Annotated in this window: 15 protein-coding genes and 1 pseudogene; all 16 read left to right on the top strand. The window is 48.4% G+C overall.

Features of this window, described 5'->3' with window-relative positions; all coding sequences use genetic code 11:
* Window positions 1-601: 601 nt before the first annotated feature.
* The 16 genes and pseudogenes from PGS25_RS11960 to PGS25_RS12035 all read left to right on the top strand — a co-directional run bounded on the left by PGS25_RS11960 (window position 602) and on the right by PGS25_RS12035 (window position 15,693).
* Window positions 602-1,090, top strand: coding sequence for a hypothetical protein (locus PGS25_RS11960; RefSeq protein WP_002569239.1), 489 nt, complete (start codon window positions 602-604; stop codon window positions 1,088-1,090).
* 627 nt (window positions 1,091-1,717) lie between these two features.
* The gene (locus PGS25_RS11965; RefSeq protein ID WP_002594236.1) at window positions 1,718-2,113 is read left to right on the top strand and encodes a plasmid mobilization protein; all 396 of its coding nucleotides are present in this window, start codon (window positions 1,718-1,720) and stop codon (window positions 2,111-2,113) included.
* Entirely contained in the window at window positions 2,085-3,710 is a 1,626-nt protein-coding gene (locus PGS25_RS11970) for a relaxase/mobilization nuclease domain-containing protein (protein ID WP_002594235.1), read from the top strand. Before PGS25_RS11965 ends, PGS25_RS11970 begins: the two co-directional genes overlap by 29 nt.
* On the top strand, window positions 3,700-4,086 hold the full coding sequence (locus PGS25_RS11975; RefSeq protein WP_002594234.1) for a cysteine-rich VLP domain-containing protein: 387 nt from the start codon (window positions 3,700-3,702) through the stop codon (window positions 4,084-4,086). The genes PGS25_RS11970 and PGS25_RS11975 overlap by 11 nt, the downstream gene beginning before the upstream one ends.
* Window positions 4,087-4,216: 130 nt before the next feature.
* Window positions 4,217-4,957 carry a replication initiator protein A gene (locus tag PGS25_RS11980; RefSeq protein WP_002594233.1) on the top strand — a complete coding sequence of 247 codons (741 nt, stop codon included), beginning with the start codon at window positions 4,217-4,219 and terminating at the stop codon, window positions 4,955-4,957.
* Window positions 4,954-5,808, top strand: a complete 855-nt coding sequence (locus PGS25_RS11985) for an ATP-binding protein (protein WP_002594232.1) — start codon at window positions 4,954-4,956, stop codon at window positions 5,806-5,808. The genes PGS25_RS11980 and PGS25_RS11985 overlap by 4 nt, the downstream gene beginning before the upstream one ends.
* Window positions 5,805-5,999: a transposon-encoded TnpW family protein gene (locus PGS25_RS11990; protein ID WP_002594231.1), complete on the top strand. Its 195-nt coding sequence runs from the start codon at window positions 5,805-5,807 to the stop codon at window positions 5,997-5,999. The genes PGS25_RS11985 and PGS25_RS11990 overlap by 4 nt, the downstream gene beginning before the upstream one ends.
* A gap of 127 nt (window positions 6,000-6,126) precedes the next feature.
* Window positions 6,127-7,752, top strand: a complete 1,626-nt coding sequence (locus PGS25_RS11995; protein WP_002594230.1) for a recombinase family protein — start codon at window positions 6,127-6,129, stop codon at window positions 7,750-7,752.
* A gap of 85 nt (window positions 7,753-7,837) precedes the next feature.
* A pseudogene (locus PGS25_RS12000) lies at window positions 7,838-7,933 on the top strand (Maff2 family mobile element protein); the annotation flags it as partial.
* Window positions 7,934-7,958: 25 nt separating this feature from the next.
* The gene (locus tag PGS25_RS12005; RefSeq protein ID WP_002304374.1) at window positions 7,959-8,825 is read left to right on the top strand and encodes a VirB6/TrbL-like conjugal transfer protein, CD1112 family; all 867 of its coding nucleotides are present in this window, start codon (window positions 7,959-7,961) and stop codon (window positions 8,823-8,825) included.
* A 17-nt stretch (window positions 8,826-8,842) separates the two neighbouring features.
* Window positions 8,843-9,277, top strand: coding sequence for a PrgI family protein (locus PGS25_RS12010; protein WP_002304375.1), 435 nt, complete (start codon window positions 8,843-8,845; stop codon window positions 9,275-9,277).
* Window positions 9,237-11,624: a VirB4-like conjugal transfer ATPase, CD1110 family gene (locus tag PGS25_RS12015; protein WP_270418887.1), complete on the top strand. Its 2,388-nt coding sequence runs from the start codon at window positions 9,237-9,239 to the stop codon at window positions 11,622-11,624. The genes PGS25_RS12010 and PGS25_RS12015 overlap by 41 nt, the downstream gene beginning before the upstream one ends.
* A 3-nt stretch (window positions 11,625-11,627) precedes the next feature.
* On the top strand, window positions 11,628-13,364 hold the full coding sequence (locus PGS25_RS12020; protein ID WP_002304377.1) for a C40 family peptidase: 1,737 nt from the start codon (window positions 11,628-11,630) through the stop codon (window positions 13,362-13,364).
* Window positions 13,365-13,378: 14 nt separating this feature from the next.
* Window positions 13,379-13,636, top strand: coding sequence for a DUF4315 family protein (locus PGS25_RS12025; protein WP_002304378.1), 258 nt, complete (start codon window positions 13,379-13,381; stop codon window positions 13,634-13,636).
* On the top strand, window positions 13,626-14,309 hold the full coding sequence (locus PGS25_RS12030; protein WP_002578950.1) for a DUF4366 domain-containing protein: 684 nt from the start codon (window positions 13,626-13,628) through the stop codon (window positions 14,307-14,309). The genes PGS25_RS12025 and PGS25_RS12030 overlap by 11 nt, the downstream gene beginning before the upstream one ends.
* 151 nt (window positions 14,310-14,460) lie before the next feature.
* Window positions 14,461-15,693 carry an ATP-binding protein gene (locus tag PGS25_RS12035; RefSeq protein WP_002304383.1) on the top strand — a complete coding sequence of 411 codons (1,233 nt, stop codon included), beginning with the start codon at window positions 14,461-14,463 and terminating at the stop codon, window positions 15,691-15,693.
* Window positions 15,694-15,740 lie beyond the last annotated feature (47 nt).

The raw sequence follows: 15,740 nt of genomic DNA on the forward strand, positions 1-15,740 counted from the left end.
AATGCTCATGTGCGGTAAAGTAATAAAAAGATTTAGGTAGCCGCCTTAACTATTCCTAAATAAGATAATATGCACAGTATTTTCTCGTAAATAGAAAATAAATTATTGCATTTTACCAATTATTATGTTAAAATGACAATGTAACAAAGAGCTATGTATTTTTAAGGAAAGGGAGGAACTTATGAATTTAAGAAAATCTATTTTAGCACTTTCAGTAGTAGCTGGAATTGTAGCTGCTCCAATGACTGTATTTGCCGCTCATACTCATAGTTGAGGTTCTCCCCAGTACTATGGATATGAAGATGAAATGCCTGGTATATATGATGACTGGGATAAATGTGCGACACGTCATGTATATAATTACAAACAATGTTTAATTTGTGGAGAAGTAAGCATTTATGAAGTTGAGACGATTGAAATGTCTCACAAATGGGTGAATGGTGCATGTGTATATTGCAACAAAGGTTACGCGAAAGAGATAAATTAACATAGTATCATTACCGGCAAGTTTATAATCAAAAAATAGAAAGCATTGAGAATATTTCATAATTTCTTGAAAGTACTCTCAGTGCTTTCTTTGATAATATGAAAGGAGAAATAAATGCAAAAAAAACAACTTTCTGTATTAGTACTAATTATTTTATGCTTTTTATTAGGATGTAACAGAGAAACACCAAAAGATGAATCTCAACAAAATTATGAAGATGAATCTAATATTTCTAAAACAAATGGAGAAGAACTTGTAAATATAAACAGTGAATTGTTAGGTTCGACTCCTTTTGATATCCAAATCGATAAAACAGCATTGCAGACTAGAAAAGAAACAGAAACAGAAGTTACAATAAAGACAAATTTAACAGACTGGGGTTATACTGTTTCTTCTGAAAAAGGGAAAATATCTGATATAAATAAAAATTCATTCATATATATAGCACCTAAAGATGAGAGGGATGATACTATAAAAATACAATTATCGGACTATGAAAATGGCATATCATATGAATATACAATTCCACTTATTTTTGCGGGAAACAATGAACATTCTTTAGATAAATTCAAGGAAAATCTTTCAAGATTACCTAATAGTTAGTAAAGAGTCGATAGACTAAAGTACCACCATCCTCTTTTATTTCAACTGAATATCCATCCCGCCGCACCGCAGCGGCACATGAAGCAGTAAATCCGAAAAAGATTTGCTGCTTTTTTTGCGTCCATTTTTGGCAAATTTCCAAAAGTTCCGTATTAGACAGTGAAACCAAAAAAGGCTGCCATTTTTTTCAGACAGCGGGCAAAACGCAGCTTCCGAAACGCCTTATTGTCGGGAAAGACCGAGCCGCCGGAAAAGTTCTTGCCGGAAAGTCCGTCCATTCTGCTCTTTTGTGGTTTGTAGGGAGTAAGGGAAAAACGCCAGCCCGCAGCCTTTTATAAAAAAAGCTGGTTATAGATTTTCTGAAAAAGTGGCAGTAGCAAGTGAACGGCAGGCCGGCAGTTTCTTAGAGCAAGATTCTACCGAGGTGCCAAAATTCGCTTATCGCTCATTTTGCCCCTGCGGGAATCTTGTTGGGGAGTGCCTTCCCCAAACCCTGCTTATGCGGCTTGCGCCGCTGAAAAACCCCTCAAAATATTTTTCGGATTTTTCAAAAACAGTTCCGCTTCACACCCTGTTTTTCTCCTATTAGTGAGAGGACACCACGCACAGAAAGGAGGTCAACCACCTATGAAACGATACAACACGCCGCACCGCAGCCGGGTAGTCAAAACACGCATGACCGAGGAAGAATACGCCGAGTTTGCCCAGCGGCTTTCTGCTTACCACATGAGCCAAGCCGAGTTTATCCGGCAAGCCATAACCGGGGCAGCCATACGCCCCATCATAACCGTTTCCCCCATCAATGACGAGCTGCTTGCCGCTGTCGGGAAGCTGACCGCCGAATACGGGAGGATCGGCGGCAACTTAAACCAGATAGCCCGGACGCTGAACGAGTGGCACAGTCCCTATCCGCAGCTTGCCGGGGAGGTACGGGCGGCGGTTTCCGACCTTGCTGCCCTAAAGTTTGAAGTCTTGCAGAAAGTGGGTGACGCTGTTGGCAACATTCAAACATATCAGCTCTAAAAACGCCGACTATGGCGCAGCGGAAGCCTATCTCACATTTGAGCATGACGAGTTTACCATGAAAGCCACCCTTGATGAAAACGGGCGGCTGATACCGAGGGAGGATTACCGCATTTCTTCCCTCAACTGCGGGGGCGAGGATTTCGCTGTTGCCTGTATGCGAGCCAATCTCCGCTATGAGAAAAACCAAAAACGGGAAGATGTGAAAAGCCACCACTATATCATCAGCTTTGACCCACGGGACGGGACAGACAACGGCTTGACCGTAGACCGGGCGCAGGAGCTGGGCGAGCAGTTCTGCAAGGAGCATTTCCCCGGACACCAAGCCCTAATCTGCACCCACCCGGACGGGCATAACCACAGCGGGAATATCCATGTGCATATCGTCATCAACTCCCTGCGGATTTACGAAGTCCCGCTTCTGCCCTACATGGACAGACCAGCCGACACGCTGGAGGGCTGCAAGCACCGCTGCACCAACGCCGCTATGGAATATTTCAAGAGCGAAGTCATGGAAATGTGCCACCGGGAGGGGCTTTACCAAATCGACCTCTTGAACGGCAGCAAGGAACGGATAACCGAACGGGAATACTGGGCGGCAAAGAAAGGGCAGCTTGCCCTTGACAAAGAGAACGCCGCCAGAGAAGCCGCCGGACAGCCGACCAAGCCCACCAAGTTTGAAACGGACAAGGCGAAGCTGCGCCGGACGATACGGCAGGCACTTTCCCAAGCTGGCAGCTTTGACGAGTTTTCTTCCCTTTTGCTGCGGGAGGGTGTGACCGTCAAGGAGAGCCGGGGGCGGCTTTCCTACCTCACGCCGGACAGGACAAAGCCTATCACAGCCCGAAAGCTGGGGGACGATTTTGACAAGGCTGCTGTCCTTGCCCTGCTCACGCAGAACGCCCACAGAGCTGCCGAACAGACCAAAGCCATACCCGAATACCCTGCCGCAGTTAAAAAGCCGTTACAAGGGGAAAAAGCTGCAAAAACCACCCCGGCAGACAACACCTTGCAGCGCATGGTTGACCGGGAAGCCAAGCGAGCCGAGGGCAAGGGCGTGGGCTATGACCGCTGGGCGGCAAAGCACAACCTAAAGCAAATGGCAGCTACCGTTACCGCCTATCAGCAGTACGGCTTTTCCTCCCCGGAGGAACTGGACGAAGCCTGTTCTGCCGCCTATGCCGCCATGCAGGAAAGCCTTGCGTGGTTGAAGCAGGTGGAAAAGACGCTGAACGGGAAAAAGGAGCTGCAACGGCAGGTGCTTGCCTATTCCAAGACCCGCCCTGTCCGGGACGGGCTGAAACAGCAGAAAAACGCCAAAGCAAAAGCAGCCTACCGTCAGAAGCATGAAAGTGACTTTATCATAGCAGACGCAGCCGCCCGCTATTTCAGGGAGAACGGCATTTCCAAGCTGCCGAGCTATAAATCCCTGCAAGCAGAGATTGAAAGCCTTATCAAAGAGAAAAACAGCGGCTACAACGATTACCGGGCAAAACGGGAGGAGTACCGCCGCTTGCAGACTGTCAAGGGCAATATCGACCAGATTTTACGCCGGAGCGAGCCGCAGCGCAGAAAGGAGCAGAGCCATGAACGGTAATATCCCCCGCATGGACTACCGCCAGTACCGGGCAGCCCGCCGCCTTGTGCATGAGTGCTGCAACTATGACAGCGGGAACTGCCTGCTGTTGGAGGACGGCGAGCCTTGCGTGTGTGTACAGAGTATCAGCTATTCGCTGCTCTGCCGCTGGTTTACCGCCGCTGTCCTGCCCCTTGATGAAGCACTGGAAGCCGCCCTCTTGCGCCGGGGAAGCCGGAAACGCTGCGCTGTCTGCGGGGCGTTCTTCTTCCCAAAATCCAACCGGGGGAAATACTGCCCGGACTGCGCCGGACGCATGAAGCGGATAAACGCCGCCAAACGGAAGCGGAAACAAAGGGAGAAATGTCACGCTTTAGGGCATTTCAAACCCGCATAAATCAAGGCTTTTTTGGAGGGTGTCAAAGGGTGCGTGATACATTTATCCTTTTCCCTTAAAAACGCCCCCTAAAAGCGTAACAGAACCCACAGACAGACACCACAAGGAGGTGAACCCTATCGCTGATTATATGACCGCAGGAACGGAGCTGCCCGCTTACCTGCCTTACCCCCGTTTCCTGCTGGAAACAGACCTATCCCACACCGCAAGAGAGTTATATGCGCTGCTGTTAGACCGTTCCACCCTTTCGCAGAAGAACGGCTGGCAGGACAGCGAGGGACGGACATACATTGTCTACCCCATAGCAGAGATAGCGGAAATGCTGGATAAAGGCTGCACCACCATAAAGGGCGCACTGAACGAACTGGACGCTGCCGGGCTGCTGGAACGCAGACGGACGGGCTTTTCTGCCGCCAACCGTCTGTATGTGAAAGTGCCGCCTATCCCAGTGGTACAGTTTTCCGACCAACTGACGGACGGAAAACCGCCCCTCATAAGGGCGGGAAACCGACCAACTGACAGCCGGAAAACTGACCTTATGACGGTCGGAAAACCGTCCCCTAACCAAACTAATATAAACAACCTAATAGAGAGCCAAACAAAAGGAGCGAGTGAGGGGCAGCCCCCCGCCGCTTATGGCAGATATAAAAATGTATTTCTTTCTGACACAGAACTTTTGGAGCTGGAACAGGACTTCCCCGGCAAGTGGGAGTATTACCTTGACCGCCTTTCCTGCCACATCGCTTCCACCGGGAAGCAGTACCAGAGCCATGCAGCCACCATTTACAAGTGGGCGCAGGAGGACGCTGCCAAAGAGAAGCCAAAGAAAGGCATACCGGACTATTCATTCAAGGAGGGAGAAAGCCTATGACCGATACAATCCACAACACCATACTGCCTATGACCGACACCACAGCCGAGCCGGAGGATTACACCGGGGAGGACGGGCTTTTATACTGCGGCAAATGCCGGAAACCCAAAGAAGCCTATTTCCCGGAGGGCAAGACCTTTTTCGGGCGTGACCGCCACCCGTCAGAGTGCGACTGCCAGCGGGCAGCCCGTAAGGAACGGGAAGCCGCCGAGAAGCGGCGCAGCCACCTTGAAACGGTGGAACGGCTGAAACGGCAGGGCTTTACAGACAAGACCATGCAGGACTGGACATTTGCCAACGATAACGGCAGCTGCCCGCAGATGAAGAACGCCGCCGGATATGTGGCACGCTGGGAACAGATAAAGGACGGGAACTACGGGCTGCTCTTGTGGGGCAGGGTAGGCACTGGGAAAAGCTATTTTGCCGGGTGTATTGCAAACGCCCTCATGGAGCAGGAAGTCCCGGTGTGCATGACAAACTTTGCAGCAATATTAAACGACCTTGCCGCCAGCTTTGCGGGCAGGAACGAATATATTTCCCGCCTTTGCAGCTTCCCCCTGCTCATCATTGACGATTTTGGAATGGAGCGTGGCACAGAATACGGTCTGGAACAGGTCTACAATGTGATTGACAGCCGCTACCGGAGCAGGAAGCCGCTGATTGTGACGACCAACCTCACGCTGGAGGAATTGCAGCACCCGGAGGACACCGCCCACGCCCGGATTTATGACCGCCTGCTTGAAATGTGTTCCCCTCTCTGCTTTACCGGGGAGAATTTGAGGAAAGCCGCCGCACAGGGAAAAATGGAACAGCTGAAACGGCTGCTTGCCGGAAAGGAGATTTGCCTATGACCGACACCCAGAGAAACAAACGCCCTGCCCGCCGCCCGGACTGCGTGACCGAAACGAGGATAGGCAACACAATCCTTGTGGTGTCTGGCTTTTTCAAGGAGGGGGCGACCGACACCGCCGCTGACAAGATGATGAAAGTGCTGGAAGCAGAAGCCGCCGCCGGATATTTGACCTGTGATAAGCCTGATTGAAAAACCGTCATTTTTACCGACCGTAAAGAAGCAGATTTGACGCTTTTGCCGCTATACAGACAGCCGCCCCATGTGGTACAATCAAGGTACGGAATAGTGGGGCTGGCTGTCGGAAACGGAGGAATTTATGTTAAGACAGACCACCCAGCAACTCATTACCGCCCTTTACCCAAGACTGTCCCATGAGGACGAGCTGCAAGGCGAGAGCAATTCCATTTCCAACCAAAAGAGGATTTTGGAAACCTATGCCAAACAGAATGGATTTTCTAATCTGCGCTGGTACACCGACGACGGTTATTCCGGTGCGAACTTTCAAAGACCCGGATTTCAAGCCATGCTTGCAGACATTGAAGCAGGGAAAGTCGGGACAGTTATCGTCAAGGATATGTCGAGGTTAGGGCGAAACTACTTACAGGTGGGAATGTACACAGAAATGATTTTCCCACAGAAAGGTGTCCGCTTCATCGCTATCAATGACGGAGTGGACAGCGCACAGGGGGAAAATGATTTTGCCCCGCTGCGGAACATTTTTAACGAATGGCTGGTGAGAGATACGAGCAAGAAAATCAAGGCAGTAAAACGCTCTAAGGGCATGAGCGGAAAGCCCATCACAAGCAAGCCCGTCTATGGCTACCTCATGGACGAGGACGAAAACTTTATCATTGACGAGGAAGCCGCCCCGGTGGTACGGCAGATTTACAGCCTTTGCCTTGCCGGGAACGGTCCGACCAAGATAGCCCGTATGCTGACCGAGCAGCAAATCCCCACGCCGGGGACGCTGGAATACCGCAGGACGGGCAGCACCCGCCGCTACCACCCCGGCTATGAGTGCAAGTGGGCGACCAATACCGTGGTTCATCTGCTGGAAAACCGGGAATATACGGGCTGTCTGGTAAACTTTAAGACCGAGAAGCCGTCCTACAAGCTGAAACACAGCATAGAAAATCCCCCGGAAAAGCAGGCGGTTTTTGAGAACCACCATGAGCCTATCATTGACCGGGAAACGTGGGAACGGGTGCAGGAGTTACGCAAGCAGCGCAAACGCCCCAACCGTTATGACGAAGTGGGCTTGTTCTCCGGCATACTCTTTTGTGCCGACTGCGGCAGCGTCATGTACCAGCAGCGATACCAGACGGACAAGCGCAAGCAGGACTGTTATATCTGCGGAAGCTACAAGAAACGCACCGCCGACTGCACAGCGCACTTTATCCGCACTGACCTCTTGACCGCTGGCGTACTCTCCAATCTGCGGAAAGTTACCAGCTATGCGGCAAAGCATGAAGCCCGGTTTATGAAGCTTTTAATCGAGCAGAATGAGGACGGGGACAGACGCAGGAACGCCGCCAAGAAAAAGGAGCTGGAAGCCGCCGAGAAACGCATAGCCGAGTTATCTGCTATCTTCAAGCGGCTGTATGAGGACAGCGTAACCGGGCGCATATCGGACGAGCGTTTCACAGAGCTGTCGGCAGACTATGAAGCCGAGCAGAAAGAACTGAAAGAACGTGCCGCCAGACTGCGGGAAGAACTTTCCAAAGCGCAGGAAGCCACCGCAAACGCTGAAAAGTTTATGAATGTGGTACGCAGGCACACTACCATTGAAGAACTTACCCCTACTCTGCTGCGGGAGTTTGTGGAGAAAATCGTTGTCCATGAAAGCGTTGCCCTTGACGGGAAACGCCGGGGCAAGTTACGCAGACAGGAAATCGAAATCTATTATTCTTTTGTCGGCAAGGTAGAACTGCCCGACACCTAACCGCCCGACCTATCCGACATACCTCATGTGCCGGATAGGAACGGCAAAATTTTTTACACTTCTATTACTTCTTTATCACACATAAGCAAAGTCCCAGGGCATGAAGCAGCTCATGGCTGGCGGCGGTGTTGCCCTCATCGGCACCACCCTTGTACCTCTGCTCTCCGGACTGTTCGGTTAATCACAAAACAAGGAGGTAATCGCCTTTGGACAGCATACTCCAACAGATCACAGACTGGCTGAAAGAAATGCTCGTTTCAGCTATTATGGGAAATCTGTCGGGGATGTTTGAGTCCGTCAACAACCAGGTTGGCGAGATAGCAACCTCCGTTGGCATGACCCCGGCGAATTTTTCGCCGGGTGTCTTTGCCATGGTACGAAACATCTCCGAGTCAGTGATTATCCCAATCGCAGGCTTGATTCTGACCTTCATTGCCTGTTATGAGCTAATTCAGATGATTATTGACCACAACAATCTGGCAAATTTTGAAACCTGGATCTTCTTCAAATGGGTGTTCAAGACTTTTGTTGCGGTCATGTTAATCACAAACACATTCAATATCACGATGGCTGTGTTTGATGTGACACAGCACGTTATAAACGCAAGCGCCGGTATCATATCCGGAAATACTGCCATAGATGCTTCGGCATTGGAAACAATGGAAGAAACGCTGATGGCAATGGATTTGGGTCCTTTGCTCGGCTTGTTCCTGCAATCCTTTATCGTGCAGGTCACGATGTCCGCTTTGGCAATCATCATCTTTGTGATCGTCTACGGTCGAATGATTGAAATTTATCTGATGGTCAGCCTTGCCCCGATTCCGCTTTCCACTTTTGGAAACAGAGAACAGAGCAATATCGGACAGAATTATCTGCGTTCGCTGTTTGCAATCGGATTCCAGGGATTCCTGATTATGATCTGCGTGGGCATTTATGCGGTGCTGATTCAGTCTATCGCATTCAGTGATGACATCATCGGTTCTATCTGGGGTGTTATGGGCTACACCGTCCTTTTGTGCTTCACCCTGTTTAAGACTGGTTCGCTTGCGAAGGGTGTATTCAGCGCTCACTAAGGGAAGGAGGAAATTGTTTGGCAGCGTATATTCCCGTACCTCGTGACCTGACGAGGGTAAAAACAAAAGTGTTCTTCAATCTGACGAAACGGCAGTTACTTTGCTTTGGTGCGGCGGCGCTCATCGGAGTGCCGATTTTCTTTCTGGTCAAAGCAACCGGAAATGTGAGCCTTGCAGCACTGTCCATGATGATCGTCATGTTACCGTTGTTCTTTCTGGCAATGTATGAAAAGGATAGTCAGCCGTTGGAAGTGGTTGTAGAACACTTCATTCAGACCAAATTCGTTCGTCCCAAGGTTCGCCCTTATCAGACGGACAACTATTATGACGCTTTGATGCGTCAGTACAAACTGGAAAAGGAGGTTGAACGAATTGTTTTTCAAAAAGAAGCCACAGGCAAGAAACATCAAAATGCCTGCAAATCTGAATCGGAAGCAGCAGCGAGAAATTAAAGCTGTTGTGGAACGGGCAAAGAAGGACAACGGTATTCCGCAGACTGCACAGCAGTCCATTCCCTTTCAGAGAATGTTCCCGGATGGCATCTGCCGTGTCACTGACAGTTATTACACCAAGACCATTCAGTTTCAGGACATCAACTATCAGCTGGCACAGCAGGAAGATAAGACTGCCATCTTCGATGAGTGGTGCAGTTTCCTGAATTTCTTTGACAGCTCCATTCACTTTGAGCTTTCCTTTATGAACCTGAGTACCGATGCTGAAAGCTTTGAAAAGAGTATCCGTATCCCGTTCAAGAAGGACAGCTTCAATCCCGTCCGTGCCGAGTATAGCCAGATGCTGAAAAAGCAGTTGGCGCAGGGCAACAACGGCTTGACCAAAACCAAGTACCTGACATTCGGCATTGAAGCCGAATCCATGCGGCAGGCAAAGCCGAGACTCAACCATATCGAAAACGATCTGCTCAATAACTTTCGGCGTTTGGGTGTCATTGCCACTACCATGAACGGCAAAGAGCGGCTGCATCTGATGCACTCTATGTTCCACATGGGTGATAATGATAAGTTCTTCTTCGATTGGAAGTATCTTGTGGAATCCGGGCTGTCCGTAAAGGACTTCATTGCTCCGACGGCGTTTGCCTTTAAGACCAACCGCACCTTCCAGATGGGCAGTATCTTCGGTTCGATGTCTTATCTGGCAATTACGGCATCAGACCTGTCTGATCGTATGCTGGCGGATTTTCTGGATATGGAATCCACGCAGATCGTGACCATGCACATCCAGTCGGTTGACCAGACTGCGGCGATTAAGACCATCAAGAGAATCATCACCGAGCTTGACCGTTCCAAAATCGAGGAACAGAAAAAGGCTGTGCGTTCTGGCTATGACATGGACATTATCCCATCTGACCTTGTTACCTATGGTAAAGATGCGAAGTCACTTCTGAAAGAATTGCAGAGCCAGAATGAGCGAATGTTCATGGTGACATTTCTGGTGCTGAACACCGGGCGCACCGAGCAGGAACTGGAGAACAATGTGTTCCAGGCACAGAGCATCGCCCAGAAGCATAACTGCAATCTGCGTCGTTTGGATTTTCAGCAGGAATCCGGACTGATGAGCAGCCTGCCTTTGGCACAAAACCTGATTGAGATTCGTCGTGGCCTGACTACCAGTTCCACGGCTATTTTTGTGCCTTTCACCACGCAGGAGCTGTTCCAGAATGGTGGAGAAACGCTCTATTACGGGCTGAATGCTCTGTCGAACAACCTTATCATGGTGGACAGAAAGAAGCTCAAGAACCCCAACGGACTGATTCTGGGTACTCCCGGTTCCGGTAAATCCTTTTCCGCAAAGCGTGAAATCACCAATGCGTTCCTGGTTACGGATGACGATATTATCATCTGCGACCCCGAAGCGGAATATGCGGCTCTGGTTCACAAGTTCAATGGTCAGGTGGTAAAAATCAGCTCCTCCAGTACCAACTATATCAACCCTATGGACATCAACCTGAACTACTCTGAGGATGACAACCCGGTAGCACTGAAAGCTGATTTTATCCTGTCCCTCTGTGAGTTGATTATGGGCAGTAAGGATGGCTTGCAGCCTATCGAAAAGACGGTTATCGACCGTTGTGTGCATCAGATTTACCAGAGATATTTCGACAATCCTGCCCCTGAGAATATGCCGATCCTTGAGGATTTGTATGATGCCCTTCTGAAACAGGACGAAAAGGAAGCCCACCATGTAGCGACCGCCTTGGAAATCTATGTTAAGGGTTCTCTGAAACTGTTTAACAACAGAACCAATGTGGATATTCAGAATCGTCTGGTGTGCTTCGACATTAAGGAGCTGGGCAATCAGCTGAAAAAAATCGGTATGCTGATCGTTCAGGATCAGGTCTGGGGGCGTGTAACTGCCAACCGTTCTGCCGGTAAATCGACCAGATATTATATTGACGAGTTCCATCTGCTTCTGAAGGAAGAACAGACGGCAACCTATTCCGTAGAAATCTGGAAGCGATTCCGTAAATGGGGCGGCTTGCCGACCGGTATTACTCAGAATGTCAAAGACCTGCTTCGTTCCCCGGAGATTGCCAACATCCTCGAAAACTCTGATTTCATCTATATGCTGAATCAGGCAAGCGATGACCGAAGTATTCTGGCACAGCGGTTGAACATTTCGCCGCATCAGCTGTCCTATGTAACCAACTCCGGTGAGGGCGAAGGACTTCTGTTCTATGGCAATGTGATTCTGCCGTTCATTGACCGATTCCCGACAGATCTGGAACTGTATCGCATTATGACCACGAAGTTAAACGAGGTGGCACAGGAAAAGGAGGCGTAATGTATGGCGAAAAGACCTACACGACTCCGTTTTACCGAAGATGACCTTGCAGATTCTCATGTGAAGAAAGCTGCCGACCGTGCAGATAAGGCGGTTGATAGGGCTGAAAAAGCGGCAGACAAATTGGCTTCTAAAAAGGCAAAGCCGAAGCTAAAGCTGGAAACAGATGCAGCCGGTTCCCGTAAAGCAAAGCTCCGTTTTGAAAAAGCGGAGTTTACGGAAATCGAGCGCCCATCTGTGGCAAAGCACATGGCAAGCCGTGGTGCCGCAGTCACGCTCACATCCAAAGCACATCGGGCGGTGTCAGAATATGAGGATGATAATATCGGCGTTCAGGCTGTGCAGGAAACGACCAAGGCTGTTGAATCCACTGTCTATACCGTCGATCATGCCGTTTACAGTCACAAGCTGAAAGCCTACGACAAGGCGGAAAAGCTGGTTGAGAAGTCAGATAAAGCAAATGTAAATGCCCTGTATGAGAAGTTCAAAAAGGACAACCCCGATGCCGGTTCCAATCCCTTTTCCCGTTGGCAACAGAAAAGGGCAATCAAGAAAGAATATGCTGCCGCCAAAGCCGGTAAGAATACCGCTTCGACAACGGCTTCTGCATCTAAGGGTGCAGGCAAGGCAACGGGCAAAGCAGCTCAGGGAGCCAAGAACATCACAGAAAGAGTAACGGAGTTCTGCACCACACACTCTAAAACGATTCTGTTTGTTTTGATTGCCGGACTGCTTTTTATGATACTCTCAGGGATGTTCTCGTCTTGTTCGGCTATGTTCCAAGGCGGCACACAGATCATTCTGGGAACTTCTTTTACTGCAAAAGAGGAAGATATTATTGGTGCGGACAATGATTACAAGGCTTTGGAAGCTGCGCTCCGCAATAAAATCAATAATATCGAGCGTACTCATAGCGGATATGACGAGTACCGGTATGACCTTGATGAAATCAACCACAATCCTTATGAGCTGGCGGCGTATTTGACGGTGAAGTTTGAGGATTACACCAGAGATGAGGTGCAGGCTACCCTGCAATGGCTATTTGAGCAACAATATGAGCTGACCCTGACGGAAGTAGTAGAGATTCGTACACGAACAACATCTTCTACTGATCCCGAAACGGGAGAGACAACAACAGAGGAAGAAGATTACGAATATTATATTCTGAATGTGAAGCTCAGAAATAAGGGCTTGAACAGTGTGATTTCAAATTCCGGCTTGTCGGAAGATGATATGGAGCGATATAGAATTTTGCTTCAGACAAGGGGCAACAGACCGGATATTTTCGGAAATGACATTTACGCTACCCCTGGCGGCGAGTACACCGATTATGATATTCCGGGCGAAGCGCTGACAGACACAAGATTTGCCAATATGATTCGGGAAGCTGAAAAATATCTGGGATACCCGTATGTGTGGGGCGGCAGCAGCCCGTCTACCTCCTTTGACTGCTCCGGATTTGTTTCCTATGTAATCAATCACTGCGGAAACGGTTGGAGTGTTGGTCGTTTGACCGCAAACGGTTTGATGGGCGTATGCGACATTATCCCGAAAAGCTCTGCCAAACCGGGAGATTTGATTTTCTTCCAAGGCACTTATGATACCTCCGGTGCATCACACGTTGGTATCTATGTTGGCAATGGTATGATGATCCACTGCGGAAACCCCATTTCCTACGCTTCTATCGAATCGAATTACTGGCAACAGCATTTTTACTGCTTCGGCAGAATCAGAAACTAAAGGAGGGATGGCGATTGAGTGCCAAGTTAGACAGAATAGGTGCAGACCTTGAAAAAGCCCGTAAGAAACGGGCAGAATGGGATGCTAAGGTGAAAGACCTGGAACGCAGATACCGTGAGGAGGAAAATTCCGAAATCCATGAGATGGTTCATGCTGCGAACCTGAATCCCGAACAGCTTTCCGAGCTGCTCCGTATGTTTGCTGCGGATATGGCTCCGAAGCCTGATACGATCAATACTATGAATGAGGAGGAAACGCAGAATGAGATTTAAGAAAATTGGAGCCGCATTGCTGGCGTGTGCAATGTGTTTTGGCGTGTTTTCTACAACGGCATTTGCCTATGTAGATGAAAGCGTAGCGACTGAAGAACCTGCGGTCGAAGAAAAAGTTCCCGAAACAGAGCCGGAGGAGCCGATGCTACCGCTTACTCCCGACGGCAATCTGACTTTGGTTGATGACGCTGGCTCGCCTACGAAAAGCGGAAAGCAGTTCATTACCGCTGTAACCAAAAACGGAAACTACTTCTATATCATCATTGACCGTGATGATAAGGGCGAGGAAACCGTGCATTTTCTGAATCAGGTGGATGAAGCCGACCTGCTCAAGCTGATGGACGAGGAAGAAGTTGCAGAGTTCACCAAGCCGGTTGAGGAAACAAAGCCGGAAGTAGTTGAAACAGTTCCTGAAATTACAGAACCGACACCGGAGGAAAAGCCGAAATCCACAAATATGCTCCCGGCGATTCTTACTCTGATTGTGCTTGCCTGTGGTGGTGGATTCTTCGTATTTAAGAAAGTCCAGGAAAAGAAGAAGGCACAGGAAGCGGCAAAGCCTGACCCAGATGCTGATTATGTGGACGATGACGAGGACTATGGGTACGATCCGGAGTTTGAGGACGACGATGAAGATAGCTCCGTCGATGAAGATGATAATGAACCTGTGTAAACAGGATAGGCTTGATGCCTGGGGCAGCCTTCGGGTTGCCTTTACATAGTTTCCGCTTTCAAAAAATAAAAAAATTTGCGTTTTTGAAAGTGACATCTTGCATATACTATTAGCAGACAGTATAATAAGTACAGCGAAGCGGTTTCGAGAAATGAAAAAACTTCAATTTTTGAAAGCGGGTGACTATATGAAAACAATCACGAGAGCAAAATATCTCGATAGAATCATTGAACTGAATGGTACTCCTGACATCAAGATCATCACGGGCATTCGTCGATCTGGTAAGTCCAAATTGATGCAGGCGTATATTGCGTATCTGAAAAGCAATTTTGAAAACATCAATATTATCTTCATCGACTTCATGGATTTGGCGTATGAAGAAATCAAGGAATACCATGCCTTACACGCCTATGTGGAAGAACATTATCAGGAAGGAAAAACGAACTACCTGTTTGTAGACGAGGTTCAGATGTGTCCCAAGTTTGAGTTGGCAATCAATAGCCTGTACTCTAAGGGAAAATACGACATCTATGTAACAGGCTCTAATGCTTTCCTGTTGAGTGCAGATCTGGCAACTCTGTTTACCGGACGCTATATTGAAATTCATGTGTTTCCTTTCAGCTTCCAGGAATATTGCCAGTATTATGATGATATTAGTGACAAAGATAAGCTCTTTGATGAGTACGCTATCAAGGGCGGTTTAGCAGGTTCCTATGCTTATAGAACCGAAAAAGACAGAACAAACTATATCAAAGAGGTCTACGAAACGATTGTTACAAGGGATTTGGTACAGAAATATACTCTCCCGGACACTTTGGTTTTACAACGTCTGAGCGAGTTCCTTATGGATAATATCAGCAACCTGACTTCTCCGAATAAGGTCAGTCAGCTACTGACAGCAAATGAGACTCCAACCAATCATGTAACCGTCGGCAAGTACATTAAGTATTTGTGCAATGCTTTTGTATTTTATGATATTAAGAGATATGACATCCGAGGTAAGAAATACCTTGAAAGCTCTGAAAAGTTCTATTTGTGTGACAGCGGTATTCGATATGCAATACTGGGAAGCAGAAATATAGACTATGGCAGAGTATATGAAAACGTTGTTTGTATCGAGCTTCTTCGCCGTGGATATGATGTCTATGTCGGCAAGCTCTATCAAAAGGAAATCGACTTTGTTGCTCAGAGAGGTAGCGAAAAGATTTATATTCAGGTCAGCGACAACATTTCCGGGCAGGAAACATTTGAGAGAGAATGCTCTCCTCTGCTTCAGATTCGAGACGCTTATCCGAAAATGATTATTGCCAGAACCAAACATCCCCAATATAGCTATGAAGGAATCGAAATTCACGATATAGCCGATTGGTTGCTACAAGAATAAGCAAGGTGAAATATCTCCGTCATTCTCTTTTGAAATGATGGAGATAT

It is taken from the genome of Butyricicoccus sp. AM78-15b2TA (assembly GCF_027665985.1).
GTDB classification, from domain to species: Bacteria; Bacillota; Clostridia; order Oscillospirales; family Butyricicoccaceae; genus Agathobaculum; species Agathobaculum butyriciproducens.

Coding starts and splice junctions, on each gene's coding strand:
- PGS25_RS12030 (WP_002578950.1), top strand. CDS start 13,626: ATGAGATTTAAGAAAATTGGAGCCGCATTGCTGGCGTGTGCAATGTGT.
- PGS25_RS12020 (WP_002304377.1), top strand. CDS start 11,628: ATGGCGAAAAGACCTACACGACTCCGTTTTACCGAAGATGACCTTGCA.
- PGS25_RS11965 (WP_002594236.1), top strand. CDS start 1,718: ATGAAACGATACAACACGCCGCACCGCAGCCGGGTAGTCAAAACACGC.
- PGS25_RS12015 (WP_270418887.1), top strand. CDS start 9,237: ATGCCTGCAAATCTGAATCGGAAGCAGCAGCGAGAAATTAAAGCTGTT.
- PGS25_RS11995 (WP_002594230.1), top strand. CDS start 6,127: ATGTTAAGACAGACCACCCAGCAACTCATTACCGCCCTTTACCCAAGA.
- PGS25_RS12035 (WP_002304383.1), top strand. CDS start 14,461: ATGAAAAAACTTCAATTTTTGAAAGCGGGTGACTATATGAAAACAATC.
- PGS25_RS11985 (WP_002594232.1), top strand. CDS start 4,954: ATGACCGATACAATCCACAACACCATACTGCCTATGACCGACACCACA.
- PGS25_RS11990 (WP_002594231.1), top strand. CDS start 5,805: ATGACCGACACCCAGAGAAACAAACGCCCTGCCCGCCGCCCGGACTGC.
- PGS25_RS11960 (WP_002569239.1), top strand. CDS start 602: ATGCAAAAAAAACAACTTTCTGTATTAGTACTAATTATTTTATGCTTT.
- PGS25_RS11980 (WP_002594233.1), top strand. CDS start 4,217: ATGACCGCAGGAACGGAGCTGCCCGCTTACCTGCCTTACCCCCGTTTC.
- PGS25_RS11975 (WP_002594234.1), top strand. CDS start 3,700: ATGAACGGTAATATCCCCCGCATGGACTACCGCCAGTACCGGGCAGCC.